The following is a 15,709-nucleotide window of genomic DNA, read 5'->3' as shown; positions in this document are numbered from 1 at the left end:
ATTGTTGAAGCTTTTTTTAATGGAGCTCCCTGTATATTAAGAAACTCTTATTTATTATCTTATTAGACAAATGTGACAGTTAGTGCCTATTTTTTATTCTTATAATATTCGTTTAAAACTGATTTCCGACCAATTGTTTTTGTTATAATATCGTTGTCTAAATTCCATCCACGTGCAGGAGAGTATTCTCTACCATACCAAATAATCTGTAAGTGTAAATCGTTCCAGTTTTCTTTTGGAAATAAGCGTTTAGCGTCTTTTTCTGTTTGATTTACATTTTTTCCATTGGTTAAATTCCATCTATACATTAAACGATGTATATGAGTATCTACTGGAAATGCTGGCACTCCAAATGCCTGACTCATAACTACACTAGCTGTTTTATGTCCTACAGCAGGTAGTTCCTCTAAAGCTTCAAAAGACTCAGGAACTTGACCATTATATTTTTCGATTAGTATTTTAGAAAGCCCATAAATTCCTTTTGATTTCATTGGAGATAATCCACATGGACGAATAATTTCTTTAATCTCAGCAACAGACATTTTAACCATATCAAACGGGTTATTGGCTTTCGCAAAAAGTAAAGGTGTTATTTGATTTACTCTTACGTCTGTGCATTGAGCAGATAATAATACAGCAATTAATAGTGTATACGGATCGGAATGATCTAATGGAATAGGTATCTTAGGGTAAAAATCTTGTAACGTTTTAATTACAAAATTTACTTTTTCTGACTTTGTCATAAAATATTTTTAAAAAAGTAAAGTTAAAAGTTTCTAAAGATTTACAAGTTGTAATGTAAAAAGTTTTTAGAATCAATTTTACTTTATAACTTCACATATTGTTAATTTAAAATCAAAAAAATGACATCATTAAAAGTAGGGGATACAGCTCCACATTTCGAAGCCAAAGATCAAAAAGGAAATACGATTAAGTTGTCTGATTACTCAGGTAAAAAATTAGTACTATTTTTTTACCCTAAAGCAAGTACACCTGGTTGTACTGCAGAAGCTTGTAATTTAAGTGATAATTATCAGATTTTTCTAAGCAAAGGGTATGATGTTTTAGGAGTGAGTGCAGATTCTGCAAAAAGACAACAAAATTTCATTAATAAAAATGAATTAAAATTCCCATTATTAGCTGATGAAGATAAAACTGTAATTAATGCCTTTGGTGTTTGGGGGCCTAAAAAGTTTATGGGTAAAGAGTACGATGGTATTCATAGAACTACCTTTATTATCGATGAAAATGGGTTAATAGAAGAAGTTATTTCTAAGGTAAAAACTAAGGAGCATACAGCTCAGATTTTAAGTTAAAAAAAAGAGGAAGTAATACTTTGCTTCCTTTTTTTGTAATATTTTGTGTCTTCTTAGAACTTTAGAGAAACTCCAAAAATAATTTGATTTGTTCTATTATCAACAGTAATATTTGTGTTGTTTGTAAATCTTGCTTCAGAAGCAGATAAGCCTCTTTCCCAACGAACATCTATTCCAATATTATCAAACTCCACACCAGCACCAAATTGCAAGCCTAATGTAAATTTATCAAATTCATCTGTAGAAAAACTACTAAAATCTATTTTGTCTTCTAAAATATACTGGAAAGAAGGACCTGCAAATACGTGTGCAAATCCTAATATTTTTTTACCTACTAAAACAGGAACATCTAATTTTTTAAAATTATAGTCTTCTGCTAAGACTTCAAACTCAGACTTCACTTCTGTATAGATGATTTCTGGTCTTAAGTATAAACCTAAAATTGGTAATTTACCTCTAAACCAAATTCCTGCATGGTATCCTGTTTTTGCACTAGCACCTTCTGCAATATTATTTGTAGCATCTTTAAAAGCATCTTCTCCATTATTGTTGTAATTGATACCAGCCTTAATACCAAAATCGATTTGTGCATTTGAAACTTGACTTAATCCTAAGGCCAAAAACACTACTAAAATTACTTTCTTCATATCATTTTTATTAATTAAACTTCCTTAAATATAACGAAATTACTTTCTAGAAATTACTTTTTTAACTGCTTTTATAACGGCATTTGAGTCTAACCCATATTTAGCCATTAATTGGGCAGGTGTTCCAGATTCTCCAAAAGTATCATTTGTTGCTACAAATTCTTGTGGAGTAGGAGTTTTTAAGGCTAGTGTTCTTGCAACACTTTCACCTAAACCTCCTAATTTATTATGTTCTTCTGCAGTTACTATACACCTTGTCTTTGCAACAGATTTTAAAATAATATCTTCATCTAAGGGTTTGATAGTATGAATGTTTATTACTTCTGCAGAAATACCTTCTGCTTCTAATTGTTCTGCTGCTTGTAAAGATTCCCAAACTAAATGTCCAGTAGCAACTATAGTAACATCTGTACCTTCTGTTAACTGAATACCTTTACCAATTTCAAACTTAGCATCTTCAGGCATAAATACCGGAACTTTTGGACGTCCAAAACGTAAATAAACTGGCCCTTCAAAATCTGCAATGGCTAAAGTTGCTGCTTTTGTTTGGTTATAATCACAAGGGTTGATCACTGTCATTCCTGGTAACATCTTCATTAAACCAATGTCTTCTAATATTTGGTGTGTAGCTCCATCTTCACCTAAGGTAACACCTGCATGAGATGCACATACTTTTACGTTTTTACCAGAATAAGCAACAGATTGTCTTATTTGATCATAAACTCTACCAGTAGAAAAGTTAGCAAAAGTACCTGTAAAAGGTATTTTACCACCAATTGTCAAACCAGCAGCAATACCAATCATGTTTGCTTCTGCAATACCTACTTGAAAAAAACGTTCTGGATTTTCTTTTATAAACTGATCCATTTTTAAAGAACCAATTAAATCTGCACATAAAGCAACTACGTTTGGATTAGTTCTTCCTAATTCAGTTAAACCGTCACCAAAGCCTGAACGTGTATCTTTTTTTTCTGTGTATGTATATTTTTTCATTATAAATATATTGTTGTAAAAATTTTGGTAAAAATAAACTTTTATTTTTCTTTATAGTTGTTATTTTTAAGATAAGAAAGAAGACTTTTTAACAGTTTGTGAGGAAGTTACTGCTTACAATCGCAATAACTCATCATATAGCTTATGAACAGGAAAACCTGCCACATTATAATAGCTACCTTCTATAGTATCGATACCTATAAAACCTATCCATTCTTGAATTCCGTAAGCACCAGCTTTGTCATAAGGTTTGTAGGTATCTATGTAATAATTAATTTCCTCGTTAGTCAATTTTTTAAAGCTTACTAAGGTTGTATCGTTTATAATTTTTTGAGTGTGTTTTGTTTTTATGCTAATAGAAGTTATTACTTCATGTGTTTTGTTAGAAAGGCTTTGCAACATGTTAAAAGCATCGTCTCTATCTTTAGGTTTACCTAAGGCTTTGTTTTTTAACCAAACAATAGTATCTGAAGTAATTAATACATCCTTTTCATCTAACTCAGTAAATGCTTTGGACTTTAAATCTGCTAAAAAATCTGTTATTTCAGTACCTTGCAAATGCATAGGATAAATTTCATCTACAGGTTTTGTGTTGATAATAAAATCAATATCTAAATCCTTTAAAAATTGCTGCCTTCTAAGAGACCCAGAAGCTAAAATAATAGTATAATTTTTTAATTTTTCTCTAAGCATTGAAGCTTTTCTTTATTCTTGCTAAATCCCTTTTGTTATCTCTATCTTTAATAACATTTCGCTTATCATGCGTTTGCTTTCCTTTTGCTAGGGCTATTTCTAACTTAGCAAAACCTCTATCGTTAATAAAAAGTTTAAGAGGTACTATAGTATTACCTTTAGCTTCAACATCTTTTTTAAGACTCCTAAGTTCTCGTTTATTTAGAAGTAAACGTCTTTCGCTTTTTGGTTTATGGTTAAAGTGATTGCCATACATATATTCTTTAATGTACATGTTTACAATAAACAATTCTCCACGCTCATTAAATTCGCAAAAACTCTCTGTTATTCTAGCTTGACTTTGTCTTATAGATTTAATTTCTGTTCCAGTTAATTGAATTCCAGCAACATAATTGTCTAGAATTTCAAATTCGAAACGTGCTTTTTTATTTTGTATGTTTATTTTTTTCTGCAATTCTAAGTCTGCTTTTATTTTATACAAAGATACATTATTAGATTAGAGAAAGAAATGTAAATTTGACGTTTAGTAACGACATTTTTTTCATAAAAACTCATTCAATGCGCTTAATATACATACTAGTAGTAGCTCTTTTTATTTCATGCAAACCTAATAAAGTTAATTTAACAGCTCAAGAAATTATAGATAAAAGTATTTATGCTTCTGGAGCTCATAAAGTTACTATTTCAGAAATTTCATTTCGATTTAGAGATAAAAAATATAAAGCAATTCGAAAAAATGGACTTTTTAAATTGTTTAGAACTTTTAAAAAAGATTCTTTTTTTATAGATGAATTTATTTCAAATACCAGCTACCAAAGGTTTATCAACAAAAAACCAACTAAGGTTGTAGATTCAATGATTACTAATTACAGTAACTCTATTAACTCTGTTCATTATTTTTCGGTTTTACCTTTTGGATTAAATGATAAAGCTGTTCGTAAAAAGTTATTGCCTTCAAATACTGTAAATGGAGTTCCCTATTATAAAATAGAAATTACTTTTGATGAAAATGGAGGAGGAGAAGATTTTAATGATATTTTTATTTATTGGGTTAATCAAGAAACGTTTCTAATCGATTATTTAGCTTATGCTTATGAAACTAATGGTGGAGGAAAAAGATTCCGCACTTTAAAAGAACAATGCTTCGTAAAAGGAATTCGTTTTGTAGATTACTATAATTATAAACCTATTACTAAAAAAACCGAATTAATTAATTTAGATACATCTTTTGAAAACAGTAAATTAGAAAAGGTTTCTGAAATAATATTAGAAGATATAGAAGTTGATTTTAATTGAAATTAGTTTACTTTTTTAGTTTTACTACTTATTTCATCTCCTTTAATAGTAATGATAAATAGTGTAGCATTGTCATCATCGGCCATATTTACGTATTTATCTTCATCTAAAATCTTATTAGCAAAGACTGGTGTAGTATTACTATGCCCCACTACTAGAACCGATTTTCCTTTAGTGTTTTTCTGAAAAACAGAATCATACATATTGTTAGGGTTATAAATAGCTACCTTTAAATTATTACTAAAAGCAGTTGGTGTAGCTGTTTGTATGGTTCTATTATAGTTGGTAGAATATACTGCATCAATTTGAGTGTCTTTAAAATATTCTGCCCAATTTTGAGCTCTTTTTTCTCCTTCAATATTTAAATTAGGATTTCTATCTCTAGGATTTGTTCTATCTTTTTCTGAATGACGAATTAGGTAGTAAGTGGTTGTTTCATTTGCTGTACAGCTTATTAACAAAGTAAAAGTAAATACAAAAAGCAGAAAAAATTTCTTCATAATACATAGGTTAGTATGCGAATATAATTAAAAAAGGAAAGTGATGTTTTTTAAACATCACTTTTTGTAATTTAACCATTTAATAGCTTAGTTCTCCACTAAATCAGATTGATTTCTAAAAACTAACTTATTATCAAAAGCATCTAACAAAATAATACTATCAGTGGTAATTTTACCTGAAAGTATTTCTTTAGAAAGTTGATTTAGTACTTCTTTCTGAATTACTCTTTTTACAGGTCTTGCACCAAATTCAGGTTGATATCCTTTTTTTGAAAGGTGAGTTATAGCCTCATCTGTAGCATCTAATGTGATTTCTTGTTTGCCAATCATTTTTTTTAATTGTGCTATTTGTAATTTAACAATTTCAAAAATATCTGACTTTTTTAAAGGGGTAAACATAATAACATCATCTATTCTATTTAAAAACTCTGGTCTAACAGATTTTTTTAACAAACCTAAAACTTCAATTTTTGCCAATTCTGTAACAGCATCTAAATCTGCTTTAGGATCAGAGAATTTTTCTTGAATAATACGGCTTCCCATATTTGATGTCATGATTATAATTGCATTTTTAAAGTCTGCAACTCGTCCTTTATTGTCTGTTAATCTACCTTCATCTAAAACTTGTAAGAGTACATTAAACGTATCTGGATGTGCTTTTTCAATTTCATCTAAGAGTACTACAGAATAAGGTTTTCTTCTAACAGCTTCCGTTAATTGTCCTCCTTCATCATAACCCACATAACCTGGAGGAGCACCTACTAATCTACTTACAGAATGACGTTCTTGATACTCACTCATATCAATTCTTGTCATGGCATTTTCATCATCAAATAAATATTCAGCTAATGCTTTTGCTAATTCTGTTTTACCAACACCTGTAGTGCCTAAAAATAAGAAACTACCAATTGGTTTGTTAGGGTTTTGTAACCCTGCTTTAGATCTTCTAACAGCATCAGAAATTGCTACAATTGCTTCTTCTTGACCTACAACTCTTTTATGTAATTGATCTTCTAGTTTTAGCAACTTTTCACGCTCAGATTGTATCATTTTAGTTACTGGAATTCCTGTCCATTTTGCTACAACTTCTGCTATATCGTCTAAAGTAACTTCTTCTTTAATTAAAGATTTTTCGTTCTGATTTTCATGTAAAACCTTTTGATAAGACTCTAAATCTTCTTGAGCATTTTTAATTTTGCCATATCTAATTTCAGCAACTTTACCATAATCTCCTTCACGTTCTGCTTTTTCTGCTTCAGATTTAAAATCTTCAATAGCTGCTTTGGTATTCTGAATATTATCTACAACCTCTTTTTCAGATTTCCATTTTGCATTTATTTCATTACGTTCCTCTTTTAAGTTAGCCAAGTCAGATCTTAAAGATTTTAGTTTAATTTCATCTTTTTCACGTTTGATAGCTTCAATTTCAATCTCTAACTGCATTACTTTTCTGTCTAAAACATCTAATTCTTCTGGTTTAGAGTTTATTTCCATACGTAATTTAGAAGCAGCTTCATCCATTAAATCAATAGCTTTATCTGGTAAAAATCGATTGGTAATATATCTTTGAGATAATTCTACAGCACCAATAATTGCTTCATCTTTAATACGAACTTTATGATGTGTTTCATACTTTTCTTTAATTCCTCTAAGTATAGAAATGGCACTTTCTGTATCTGGCTCATTTACCTGTACTTTTTGAAATCTACGTTCTAAAGCCTTGTCTTTTTCAAAATATTTTTGATATTCATCTAGGGTAGTAGCTCCAATTGCACGCAATTCTCCTCGAGCTAAAGCTGGTTTTAAAATATTGGCAGCATCCATTGCTCCTTGTCCACCTCCAGCACCAATTAGAGTGTGAATTTCATCAATAAATAAAACGATGTCTCCATCAGAAGTTGTTACTTCTTTAATTACAGCTTTTAATCGCTCTTCAAACTCTCCTTTGTATTTTGCACCAGCAATTAAAGCGCCCATATCTAAAGAGAAAATTAATTTATCTTTTAGGTTTTCTGGTACATCACCATCTACAATTCTATGAGCTAAACCTTCTGCAATTGCAGTTTTACCTGTACCAGGTTCACCAACTAAAATTGGATTGTTTTTTGTTCTACGTGATAAAATTTGAAGTAATCTTCTAATTTCCTCATCTCTACCTATTACAGGGTCTAGCTTGTTTTCTTGCGCAAGCTGATTTAAATTTTTTGCAAACTTGTTAAGAGAGTTATAGGTTTCTTCTTGGTTTTGTGAAGTAACATGTTCTCCTTTTCTTAATTCTTCTATTGTAGCTTTTAAATCCTTCTCAGTAACTCCTTGATCTTTTAAAATCTGAGCAATTTTACTTTTAGATTTAAAAATGGCAAGAATTAAATGTTCTATAGACACATAATCATCTTTCATGCTTTTGGCAATAATAGATGCTTCATTTAAACTTGTTCCAGTTTCTCTAGATAACATTAACTCAGCACCAGAAACTTTTGGTAAACTTTCTAATTGCTTGTCTAAAATTTGGGTTATCAAATCTAGATTAATGTTTAATTTCTTAAACAAAAAAGGTAAAACATTTTCATCAACTTGAATTAAAGCTTTAAAAATATGTTCGTTTTCTATTTGATTATGACTAAATCCTTTCGCAATTTGTTGCGCCATTTGAATGGTCTCTTGTGATTTTGTTGTATAGTTATTAAAATTCATTTTAATCTATTTTGTGCTATATTTTTAAATAAGCAATTTTAATACCATTCATATCATTTTTCCTAATAGCGTCATTTTGTCTTAAAACCCTTACTGTTTATGACTTTATGACTGTTTAAAGTTTGTATATTTGTATTTATTAAAAATTAAAATACAATGGGTATATTCAATACAATATTTGGAAATTCTAAAGAAGGTTCAGAAAAAGAAACTAAAAACAACATTCAGTGGATTCCTTTAACAAGCTCTTCTCAGTTAGAAGAGATAAAACAATTTTCTATTAAAGCATCGGTGTTTTTATTCAAACATTCTACACGATGTGGAATTAGTAAGGTTGTTATTAAGCAATTTGAAAATCTTTTTAAAGAGGAACACCAAAATTTAAAAGTTTATTATCTAGATCTATTAAATTATAGAGATATCTCTAACGAAATAGCAGAAACATTTGAAGTAACTCATCAATCGCCACAAGTAATAGTTGTGAAAAATGGGTTTTCTGTATTTAATACGTCTCACAATGATATTACTTTAATAGATCTTGCAAGATTTGTATAGTTAAACTTGCATTAAACCTTAATTAAGTCTTACTTTTGTATCCTAAATTTTTAAACTTTTGGCAGAAAACAGTACTTCAAATAAGAAAGTGGGTAAGGAATTATATGGTTATCAAAAAGATGCATTGCATGAAATCTTTCAACGATTTGAGACTGCACCAAAAGATTATCATTTATTATATCAACTACCAACTGGAGGTGGTAAAACTGTTATTTTTTCTGAAATTGTAAGACGTTATATAAAAACGTTTAAAAAGAAAGTTTTAGTTTTAACTCACAGAATAGAATTAAGCAAACAAACTTCTAAAATGTTAAAGGAGTTTGGTGTAAGAAATAAAATAATAAATTCTACTGCAAAGCTAGATGATCAGCATGAGTTTGAGTGTTTTGTAGCTATGGTAGAAACACTTAAAAACCGATTAAATGATGAGAAATTAGATATTTCTGATATTGGTTTGGTAATTGTAGATGAGGCGCATTATAATTCATTTACAAAAATATTTAAGTTTTTTAGTGAATCGTTTATTTTAGGAGTAACTGCAACACCACTTAGTTCTAACATTAAATTACCAATGTATGAGAATTATCAAGAATTATTTGTTGGTGAATCTATACAAGATTTAATAGATAGTGGTTATTTAGCCAAGGCTAATATGTACTCTTACAATGTAGGTTTAACTTCTTTAGAGGTTGGTGCTAATGGAGATTATACTGTGAAATCTTCTGAAGATTTATATACTAATACAGGCATGCTTTCTAAATTAGTTTCTGCTTACGAAGAAACTGCAAAGGGCAAAAAAACGCTTATTTTTAATAATGGTATCAACACTTCTATTCAAGTATTTCATGCTTTTAAAAAGGCTGGTTATCCTATTGCTCACTTAGACAATACAAATACAAAGAAAGAACGTGAACTAATTTTGAGATGGTTTCATAAAACTCCTAATGCAATTATAACTTCTGTAAGTATTTTAACAACTGGTTTTGATGAACCGAGCATAGAGGCTATAATACTTAATAGAGCAACAAAGTCATTAACATTATACTACCAAATGATTGGTCGTGGTTCACGTATCTTTGGTAACAAGAGCACTTTTGATGTTGTAGATTTAGGAAACAATTTTTATAGATTTGGACCTTGGGGTGCTGATTTAGATTGGCAAAAAATGTTTAGAGCGCCAGACTATTACCTAAATGCAATTCTTTCTGATGAAGAGATAGAGAGTACCTTTAGATACGAGTTACCAGCTGATGTTAAGAAAGAATTTACAAATTCTAAAGACACCTATTTTGATATGAAAGCTGTGTATATTGATACTATTCGTGCAGGAGAATCTTCGAAAAGAGTTTTAGAGAAATCGATAGTTCATCATGCTAGAATGTGTATTGAAAATAGCGAGGATGTCTTTGACGCTTTAATTTTAGCAAAAATGCTAGGAGAGGAGATAGATGACAGAATAAATAGGTATGCAAAATGTATTTCTAAAAGTACACATAACTTTGTAACCTGGTTAAAAGATGATTACAGGAAAAAATTGAATTCCTATTTAAGAGAAAATTTTGATAAAGATTATGAAAAAATATTTGGTCATCCACCAATAGAAGAATAAAAAAAAGAGCAGTTACATATCACTGCTCTTTTTTTTGAAAATATTTTTTTAATTTGTTTTTTGTATTAAAAAATAATATAAATTTGATTTGCTTTTAATAGTCAAATGTTACGTTTAACTTATTTCGGCAAAGATTATTTACAGGAGATGATAAATAGTCTTGATGCATTTTGGAAATGCAACGAAAAAATTAAGGTTTCTCCGCTTACTTTCATTACCATTTTACTGCTTATTTCAAAGCTACACGTAGTTTACTTACAAATATTACAGTGATTTTTACTTTTTTTAAAATGCTTTACTTGTTTTAAATCTTAACGATTTTAAAAACAGGTAAATATCCCCTTATATTAATTTTAAATAAAAAAAGTGAACACTAAATATAAAGACTTAATCGAACAAACCTTCGATTTTCCTCAAGAAGAATTCAAAACAATTAACCACAAGCTTTTTTGGCATGGGATTAACTTAATGGAATTAGCAGAAAAATATGGTGCTCCTCTAAAGTTTACCTATTTGCCTAAAATTTCAGAAAATATCCAAAAAGCAAAAGGTTGGTTTAATAATAGCATAAAAAAACACAACTATAAAGGAAAGTATTATTATAGTTATTGTACCAAAAGCGCCCATTTTAAACACATATTATATGAAGCATTAAAAAATGAAATTCATATTGAAACCTCTTCTGCATTTGATATTGATATTGTAAATAAACTTAAATTAGAAGGTAAAATAAAAGATACTACTTATATTATTTGTAATGGTTTTAAGAGAGATCAGTATATAAAAAATATTACAGAACTTATAAATTCAGGCCATAAGAATTGTATCCCAGTCATTGACAATTATGAAGAATTAAATTTACTAACTAAAAAAACATCAAAGAAATTTAATGTTGGTATTCGAATTGCATCTGAAGAAGAACCTAAATTTGAATTTTACACTTCTAGATTAGGAGTAGGCTACAAAAATATTGTTCCTTTTTATGAAAAAGAGATTGCAGTAAATAAACAAGTTGATTTAAAAATGCTTCATTTCTTTATAAATACAGGAATTAAAGACAATGCATATTATTGGAATGAGCTAATGAAATGTTTAAATGTCTACATTAATCTAAAACGAAAATGCCCAACCCTAGATAGCTTAAATATTGGAGGTGGATTTCCTATAAAAAACTCCTTAGGTTTTGATTATGATTATGAATATATGATTGATGAAATTATTAATCAAATAAATCAAGTTTGCCGAGAAGCTGGTGTAGATGTCCCACATATATTTACAGAATTTGGAAGTTTTACAGTAGGTGAATCTGGAGCTGCTATTTATGAAATTTTATATCAAAAAAAGCAAAACGATAGAGAGCGCTGGAATATGATTAATTCTTCTTTTATTACCACTTTACCAGATTCTTGGGCAATAAACAAACGTTTTATTATGCTGCCCATTAATAAATGGAATCATAAATATGAGCGTGTATTATTAGGAGGTCTAACTTGTGATAGTGATGATTATTACAATTCTGAACAGCACATCAATGGTATATATTTACCCATTTATGAAAAAGACAACCCACTTTATATTGGTTTTTTTAATATAGGAGCTTATCAAGAGTCAATTGGCGGATTTGGAGGTTTACAACATTGTCTAATTCCACATCCAAAACATTTAATTATTGATAAAGATACTAATGGACAATTTAAAATTACGGTTTTTGCAGAACAGCAAAAAAGTAGTGAATTACTTTCAATTTTAGGGTATGGTAATACCACTGAAAGTAAAATTGAATCAAAAGAATTAATGACTAAAGAAGTTGTATAAAACTTCAAAAATAAAAAATGAATACGAGTAAAACATTTGCAGGAATTCCACAAGAGTTTGGAAACCTGTCAACATCTAAAATTGTAGTAATTCCTGTTCCTTATGATGGAACAAGTACTTGGCAAAAAGGAGCAGACAAAGGCCCTCAGGCTTTTTTAGATGCAGCAGAAAATATGGAATTATATGACATAGAAACTGATTCTGAAGTTTATAAGGAAGGTGTCTACTTAGCAGATGCTATTATAGAAAATTCTTCGGCAGAAGCAATGGTAGATGTTGTGCACAATGTAACAAAAAAGTACATCAACAGAAATAAATTTGTCACTGTTTTTGGAGGTGAGCATTCAATTTCAATTGGTACAATTAGAGCTTTTAATGAGTGTTTTAATAATTTATCTGTATTGCATATAGATGCACACGCAGATTTAAGAAAAGAATACGAAGGTTCTGCATACAACCACGCCTGTGCAGTTTACGAAGCAAATAATACTACGAATTTATTACAGGTTGGTATTAGAAGTATGGATATTTCTGAGAAAAGAAATATGAATCCTGATAAAGTGTTTTTTGCACATGAAATGAGTGTGAATGAAGATTGGATGGATGATGTAATAGACCAGCTTACAGAAAATGTTTTTATTACGTTTGATTTAGATGCTCTAGATCCTTCAATTATGCCATCAACAGGAACTCCAGAGCCTGGAGGCTTGTTTTATTACGAAACTTTAGAATTCTTAAAATCTGTTTTTGACCAACGTAATGTGGTAGGCTTTGATATGGTAGAACTTTGTCCTAATGAAAACGAAAAATCTTCAGACTTTTTAGCAGCAAAATTATTTTATAAAATGTTGAGCTATAAGTTTTCTTCTAAAGAAGATACTTATGATAATGGAGATGATAATGTTGATGATAATCCGTTTAACAAATTATCTAAGTTTAAAAATGATGATAACGATTTCTAGTTTTTAAAATGATCCAAAAAATAGAAAATATTGAGTTACAATTTTTAACTTTAAATGATTATAAAGCTTTAAAAGTAGCAATGGTTCAGGCATATTCGAGTATGCCTGATGACTATTGGAAAGAAAACCAGATCATAACATTAATCAAAAAATTCCCTGAAGGTCAGGTTATTATTAAGATAAATGGAGAGTTGGCTGGCTGTGCTTTGTCTATAAAATTAGATTATGATAATTTTGATGATCAGCATACTTATAAAGATATTACAAACAATTACACATTTGATACGCATAATGAAAATGGAAATGTTTTATACGGAATAGATGTATTTATAAAACAGGAATACAGAGGTTTACGTTTAGGTAGAAGGTTGTATGACTATAGAAAAGAATTGGCAGAAAAGCAAAACTTAAGAGGTATTGCATTTGGTGGTAGAATTCCTAATTATCATAAATATGCTGCAATTTTATCACCAAAAGAATACATAGAAAAAGTAAAACGCAAAGAAATTCACGATCCTGTTTTAAACTTTCAAATTTCTAATGATTTTCATCCTTCAAAAATTTTAAAAAGATATTTAGAAGGTGATGAGAATTCTGGAGAATTTGCAGTTTTATTAGAATGGGATAATATTTATTATCAAAAAAAATCAACAAAGGTAGCAACTAAGAAAAAAGTAGTTCGTTTAGGATTGATTCAATGGCAAATGCGATTATACAAAGATCTCGAGGAGTTGATGCAACAAGCTGAATATTTTGTTGATGCAGTAGCCGCTTACAGATCAGACTTTGCATTGTTTCCAGAGTTTTTTAATGCCCCTTTAATGGCAGATAATAATCATTTGACAGAATCAGAGGCAATTAGAGAATTAGCAAAATATACCCCAATAATTGTTCAAAAGTTTTCTGAATTGGCAATTTCATACAACATTAATGTGATTACTGGAAGTATGCCAGAAATGAAAAACAGTCTGCTGTATAATGTTGGTTATATCTGTAAAAGAGATGGTACTACAGAACGCTATGAAAAATTACATGTTACTCCAAATGAAGCAAAAGTTTGGGGAATGCAAGGTGGAAACGAGCTAAAAACTTTTGATACAGATTGTGGGAAAATAGGTGTGTTAATTTGTTATGATTCTGAGTTTCCAGAACTCAGTAGAATTTTAGCAGAAGAAGGTATGGATATTTTGTTTATTCCTTTTTTAACAGATACACAAAATGGATATTCTAGAGTAAGAAATTGTGCACAAGCAAGAGCAATTGAAAACGAGTGTTATGTTGCTATTGCTGGAAGTGTTGGTAATTTACCAAAGGTAAATAATATGGACATTCAGTATGCACAATCTATGGTATTTACTCCTTGTGATTTCTCTTTTCCTGCAAACGGAATTAAAGCAGAAGCGACTGCAAATACAGAAATGATTTTAATTGCTGATGTAGATTTAGATCTTTTAAAAGATTTAAATCAATTTGGAAGTGTACGTAATTTAAAAGATAGAAGAAAGGATATCTTCGAAGTTAAAAAACATTAAAAATAATTAAAAAACATACATAGTTTCTAAACAAAATTATTCAAAATTTCAGTTCGAATGATTTTTCATTTTCGAAAAATTGTATCGAAAACAATTTAGAAACTTGTATCAAACAAAATAAAACAATGAAAAAACCGATTACAAATTTTATAGAAAAATACTTTTTACACTTTAACGCGGCTTCTTTGGTAGATGCAGCAAAAGGATATGAAACACAATTAAATAAAGGTTCTAAAATGCTAGTTTCTTTAGCAGGAGCTATGAGTACAGCAGAATTAGGTAAAATTTTTGCAGAAATGATTCGTAAAGATAAAGTGCACATTATTTCTTGTACAGGTGCAAATTTAGAAGAAGATATTATGAATTTAGTTGCGCATTCTCATTACAAACGTGTACCAAACTATAGAGATTTAACGCCTCAAGATGAGTGGGATTTATTAGAAAAAGGTTTAAATAGGGTTACAGATACTTGTATACCAGAGGAAGAAGCTTTTAGAAGAATTCAAGAACATATTGTGAAAATTTGGAAAGATGCAGAAGCTAGTGGTAAACGCTATTTACCTCACGAATATATGTACAAATTGTTGTTATCAGGAGTTTTAGAACAATATTATGAAATTGATATTAAAGATTCCTGGATGTATGCAGCAGCAGAAAAAAAATTACCAATGGTTGTTCCAGGTTGGGAAGACTCTACCATGGGAAATATATTTGCTTCTTACGTGTTAAAAGGAGAGTTAGCTGCTAGCACTATAAAATCAGGAATAGAATACATGACTTTTTTATCTGATTGGTATACAAATAATTCTAAAAACGGAATTGGTTTTTTTCAAATTGGAGGTGGTATTGCAGGAGATTTCCCAATTTGTGTTGTTCCTATGTTATATCAAGATATGGACAGAATTGATACTCCTTTCTGGAGTTATTTTTGTCAAATTTCAGATTCAACAACGAGTTATGGATCATATTCTGGAGCCGTTCCTAACGAAAAAATTACTTGGGGTAAATTAGATATAAATACTCCAAAATATATTATAGAGAGTGATGCTACCATTGTAGCTCCTTTAATATTTGCTTATTTATTAGAAATGTAGAGC

At 29.6% G+C, this 15,709-nt stretch carries 15 protein-coding genes; 8 read left to right on the top strand and 7 right to left on the bottom strand.

Annotated features, from left to right (window positions below):
• Positions 1-86: 86 nt before the first annotated feature.
• The gene (gene nth, locus Q0L44_RS07590) at positions 87-743 is read right to left on the bottom strand and encodes an endonuclease III (protein ID WP_296637224.1); all 657 of its coding nucleotides are present in this window, start codon (positions 741-743) and stop codon (positions 87-89) included.
• A 120-nt stretch (positions 744-863) separates the two neighbouring features.
• Here nth and bcp point away from each other — a divergent pair, with 120 nt between their 5' ends.
• A complete protein-coding gene (gene bcp, locus Q0L44_RS07585; protein WP_296637222.1) occupies positions 864-1,316 on the top strand; it encodes a thioredoxin-dependent thiol peroxidase in 453 nt (150 codons plus the stop codon).
• A gap of 53 nt (positions 1,317-1,369) precedes the next feature.
• Here bcp and Q0L44_RS07580 read toward each other — a convergent pair whose 3' ends face one another.
• From Q0L44_RS07580 to smpB, 4 genes are all read right to left on the bottom strand, one after another.
• Entirely contained in the window at positions 1,370-1,963 is a 594-nt protein-coding gene (locus Q0L44_RS07580; protein ID WP_296637221.1) for an outer membrane beta-barrel protein, read from the bottom strand.
• Between the two features lie 39 nt (positions 1,964-2,002).
• Positions 2,003-2,956 carry a transketolase family protein gene (locus Q0L44_RS07575; protein WP_296637219.1) on the bottom strand — a complete coding sequence of 318 codons (954 nt, stop codon included), beginning with the start codon at positions 2,954-2,956 and terminating at the stop codon, positions 2,003-2,005.
• A gap of 114 nt (positions 2,957-3,070) precedes the next feature.
• Entirely contained in the window at positions 3,071-3,649 is a 579-nt protein-coding gene (locus tag Q0L44_RS07570) for a Maf family nucleotide pyrophosphatase (RefSeq protein ID WP_296637218.1), read from the bottom strand.
• Complete coding sequence (gene smpB / locus Q0L44_RS07565) at positions 3,642-4,103, bottom strand: SsrA-binding protein SmpB (protein WP_296637628.1); 462 nt, start codon at positions 4,101-4,103, stop codon at positions 3,642-3,644. The genes Q0L44_RS07570 and smpB overlap by 8 nt, the downstream gene beginning before the upstream one ends.
• A 104-nt stretch (positions 4,104-4,207) precedes the next feature.
• Between smpB and Q0L44_RS07560 the strand changes: the two genes are divergently transcribed.
• Positions 4,208-4,945, top strand: coding sequence for a DUF6503 family protein (locus Q0L44_RS07560; protein WP_296637215.1), 738 nt, complete (start codon positions 4,208-4,210; stop codon positions 4,943-4,945).
• Between the two features lie 2 nt (positions 4,946-4,947).
• Here Q0L44_RS07560 and Q0L44_RS07555 read toward each other — a convergent pair whose 3' ends face one another.
• Entirely contained in the window at positions 4,948-5,445 is a 498-nt protein-coding gene (locus tag Q0L44_RS07555; protein ID WP_296637214.1) for a phosphoglycerate mutase family protein, read from the bottom strand.
• 87 nt (positions 5,446-5,532) lie between these two features.
• On the bottom strand, positions 5,533-8,139 hold the full coding sequence (gene clpB / locus Q0L44_RS07550; RefSeq protein ID WP_296637212.1) for an ATP-dependent chaperone ClpB: 2,607 nt from the start codon (positions 8,137-8,139) through the stop codon (positions 5,533-5,535).
• Between the two features lie 156 nt (positions 8,140-8,295).
• On the opposite strand from clpB, the gene ytxJ reads away from it, so the two are divergent.
• The 6 genes from ytxJ (at position 8,296) to Q0L44_RS07520 (ending at position 15,706) form a co-directional block, all read left to right on the top strand.
• Complete coding sequence (gene ytxJ, locus Q0L44_RS07545; protein WP_296637210.1) at positions 8,296-8,694, top strand: bacillithiol system redox-active protein YtxJ; 399 nt, start codon at positions 8,296-8,298, stop codon at positions 8,692-8,694.
• 58 nt (positions 8,695-8,752) lie between these two features.
• Positions 8,753-10,303: a DEAD/DEAH box helicase gene (locus tag Q0L44_RS07540; protein WP_296637209.1), complete on the top strand. Its 1,551-nt coding sequence runs from the start codon at positions 8,753-8,755 to the stop codon at positions 10,301-10,303.
• 366 nt (positions 10,304-10,669) lie between these two features.
• Positions 10,670-12,118 (top strand): arginine decarboxylase, encoded by a 1,449-nt coding sequence (locus Q0L44_RS07535; RefSeq protein WP_296637207.1) that lies wholly within the window; start codon positions 10,670-10,672, stop codon positions 12,116-12,118.
• 17 nt (positions 12,119-12,135) lie between these two features.
• A complete protein-coding gene (gene speB, locus Q0L44_RS07530) occupies positions 12,136-13,080 on the top strand; it encodes an agmatinase (protein WP_296637205.1) in 945 nt (314 codons plus the stop codon).
• Between the two features lie 8 nt (positions 13,081-13,088).
• The gene (locus tag Q0L44_RS07525) at positions 13,089-14,612 is read left to right on the top strand and encodes a carbon-nitrogen hydrolase family protein (RefSeq protein ID WP_296637204.1); all 1,524 of its coding nucleotides are present in this window, start codon (positions 13,089-13,091) and stop codon (positions 14,610-14,612) included.
• A gap of 125 nt (positions 14,613-14,737) precedes the next feature.
• Positions 14,738-15,706, top strand: coding sequence for a deoxyhypusine synthase family protein (locus Q0L44_RS07520; RefSeq protein WP_296637203.1), 969 nt, complete (start codon positions 14,738-14,740; stop codon positions 15,704-15,706).
• Positions 15,707-15,709: the final 3 nt, after the last annotated feature.

The organism is Polaribacter sp. (assembly GCF_024639685.1).
Classification (GTDB): domain Bacteria; phylum Bacteroidota; class Bacteroidia; order Flavobacteriales; family Flavobacteriaceae; genus Polaribacter.
The sequence above is the reverse complement of the archived record's forward strand: the minus strand, read 5'-3'. Positions and strand labels throughout refer to the sequence as shown.

What these genes read in the sequence shown, in the direction of transcription:
- clpB (WP_296637212.1), bottom strand. Translation starts at nt 8,139, where the DNA reads ATGAATTTTAATAACTATACAACAAAATCACAAGAGACCATTCAAATG.
- speB (WP_296637205.1), top strand. Translation starts at nt 12,136, where the DNA reads ATGAATACGAGTAAAACATTTGCAGGAATTCCACAAGAGTTTGGAAAC.
- Q0L44_RS07570 (WP_296637218.1), bottom strand. Translation starts at nt 3,649, where the DNA reads ATGCTTAGAGAAAAATTAAAAAATTATACTATTATTTTAGCTTCTGGG.
- Q0L44_RS07575 (WP_296637219.1), bottom strand. Translation starts at nt 2,956, where the DNA reads ATGAAAAAATATACATACACAGAAAAAAAAGATACACGTTCAGGCTTT.
- nth (WP_296637224.1), bottom strand. Translation starts at nt 743, where the DNA reads ATGACAAAGTCAGAAAAAGTAAATTTTGTAATTAAAACGTTACAAGAT.
- Q0L44_RS07555 (WP_296637214.1), bottom strand. Translation starts at nt 5,445, where the DNA reads ATGAAGAAATTTTTTCTGCTTTTTGTATTTACTTTTACTTTGTTAATA.
- Q0L44_RS07580 (WP_296637221.1), bottom strand. Translation starts at nt 1,963, where the DNA reads ATGAAGAAAGTAATTTTAGTAGTGTTTTTGGCCTTAGGATTAAGTCAA.
- Q0L44_RS07560 (WP_296637215.1), top strand. Translation starts at nt 4,208, where the DNA reads ATGCGCTTAATATACATACTAGTAGTAGCTCTTTTTATTTCATGCAAA.
- Q0L44_RS07520 (WP_296637203.1), top strand. Translation starts at nt 14,738, where the DNA reads ATGAAAAAACCGATTACAAATTTTATAGAAAAATACTTTTTACACTTT.
- ytxJ (WP_296637210.1), top strand. Translation starts at nt 8,296, where the DNA reads ATGGGTATATTCAATACAATATTTGGAAATTCTAAAGAAGGTTCAGAA.
- Q0L44_RS07525 (WP_296637204.1), top strand. Translation starts at nt 13,089, where the DNA reads ATGATCCAAAAAATAGAAAATATTGAGTTACAATTTTTAACTTTAAAT.
- bcp (WP_296637222.1), top strand. Translation starts at nt 864, where the DNA reads ATGACATCATTAAAAGTAGGGGATACAGCTCCACATTTCGAAGCCAAA.